The organism is Bradyrhizobium sp. Ai1a-2 (assembly GCF_000426245.1).
GTDB lineage: Bacteria > Pseudomonadota > Alphaproteobacteria > Rhizobiales > Xanthobacteraceae > Bradyrhizobium.
Genome location: NZ_AUEZ01000215.1, coordinates 1 through 2,031, shown reverse-complemented (window position 1 = coordinate 2,031; position 2,031 = coordinate 1). Strand labels below are relative to the sequence as shown.

General features: G+C 60.6%; 1 protein-coding gene and 1 pseudogene. One reads left to right on the top strand and one right to left on the bottom strand.

The window, feature by feature from the left end; all coding sequences use genetic code 11:
* The first annotated feature begins 612 nt into the window (after positions 1-612).
* Positions 613-1,284, top strand: a complete 672-nt coding sequence (locus K288_RS0143240) for an HlyD family secretion protein (RefSeq protein WP_027584855.1) — start codon at positions 613-615, stop codon at positions 1,282-1,284.
* Between the two features lie 337 nt (positions 1,285-1,621).
* Here K288_RS0143240 and K288_RS50095 read toward each other — a convergent pair.
* Positions 1,622-2,031, bottom strand: a pseudogene (locus K288_RS50095) (hypothetical protein); the annotation flags it as partial.

The following is a 2,031-nucleotide window of genomic DNA, read 5'->3' as shown; positions in this document are numbered from 1 at the left end:
GTTCTTCTGGAGTGATCATCGATGGTGTCCACCTCGCTCATGGTGGACGCCTCATCCCATCCCCGCGCTCAACTGCATAGGTGCGCAGAAAGGAGCGCTTACGGTTGATCAAGCTCTCATGCGCGGCTGCGTATGACCGTGGTTTTGTCTTGAGGCCGCCTCGGTCTGGGGGCGGGCGTGCGAGGATTCCCCACCGTGCCCTGCCCTGGGCACCGATATGGTCGAGCAGCGCTCCGGCAGATGCCACGGTAAATGCTCGACTTTACGTCGTGCGTGCCCCGATCGACGGCCGGGTGACGCTTGCCGTCAAGAGCATTGGGACGCGCATAACCGGGGGAACTCGCGGCTGAAGTCGCCGACGAGCGCTTCGATACCGTTCGGCTTCTTGATCTTGAGCGCGACCGGGACAGTCAACGCAGCGAACTCAAGCGCATTGCCGGTCAGCGTGACGCACTGTCGCAATCGAGAGCCGGATTTGATGCGCAGTCAACTGACTACCGGCGCGGCAGAATTCGGCAGATCGAGGCGCGGATCGCCGAGACGAGGGCGACGCAGGATGCGGCAGCCGCGCACCTGTGCGGGGCAGATGCGGAATTCAAACGCATCGATGAGTTGAACAATCGCGGCGTTCAGACGGCGGCCAACCTGGATCGGGCGCGCGCGAATTTCGATGTCGCACAGCAAGACGTGGAGAGTGCGCAACAGCGCGTCAACTATTTCGAGACGGAACTCGCCTCAGCACGCACCGGCGTCTTCATCGGCGAGTCCTATAACGATGCCCCCTTCTCGACGCAGCGCATTCGGGAACTCGATCAGCGCCTGGCGGAACTGAATGTCGACGAGCAGCAGATTAAAGGGCGCATCGCTCAATTCGATCGGCAAATCGATGCCGAGCGTCTGCGCGTCAATCGCCTGACGTCCGCGACGCTCAATGCCCGCGTCCCGGGCCTCGTCTGGGACATGCTGGTGGACGATGGCGAGTACGCACGGCGCGGACAAGACTTGGTCAAGATTGTCGACTGCAATAACCTCGTCGTGACTGCGGGCGTATCGGAACCACTTTATTATAACCTTTCCGTCGGCGCGGCGGTGCAGTTTCGGCTTTTCGGCGACGACCGAATATTCGATGGAACCGTCGCCCGGCTCGGCAGAGCCGGTGCGTCGCCGCTTTACGCAAATCTCGCGTTGGGGCCGAGTCCGCAGCATCTGCAGCGCTTCGATGTGTCAGTAACTGTGCCGGGCCTCGCACAACAACCCGATCTTGGCTGCGCCATCGGGCGGTAGGGTCGAGGACTGGCGCGCCAACAGGTCTCTCGACCGTGCCATGTTTCCAGCCCCCTCCACGTCGCACGCAGCATGCGGATTTCCCGCACTGCGCGCCCCCATTTGCTTCGCTCCAAGGCTTATGGGACCTATCATGCTGGGATTGCTTTCGTTCCGTCGCGCCGCACCCGATAGCTGTTGAACAGCCTCAGAGTGTCGTACAACCACGGCCTACTCCACCGGTCCCAGCCGAAGCCCTGTAGTTTCCGGGCGTGCGCCAGATGGCGCCTGACCTTCTTCTCTACCCAATCTTTGATGTAGCCGAAGCACTCACTGGAGTGCCCAACTGCGAAGTAGTTCACCCACCCCGGAGCATTGGATTGATCAGGCTTATCACCCTCCCAATCGGTTGTGACCGGTGTCGGCGGAACACCTCCTTGACCGCCCGCAGCAGCGCCGTCCGCTTTTTGAGCTTGGGCGTGTAATGCGGCCGCATTGCTCCGCGTAGACTGCGGAGATAGCGGAAGTCGAACCCCAGAAAGCCGAAGCTCTCACCTCGTTCCAAGTCGACAACGCGGCTCTTTTCATCATTGATCTCAACCCGCAGCTTGGCGAACTCTTCCCGTAACCACTTAGTTACCGCTCCAATTAGCCAGTCATGTCGCTTGTAGGCATCAATCAAGACCACCAGATCGTCAGCGAATCTCGCACATTCGTAAGCGCTCCTTTCTACGCACCTATGCAGTTGAGCGCGGGGATGGGATGAGG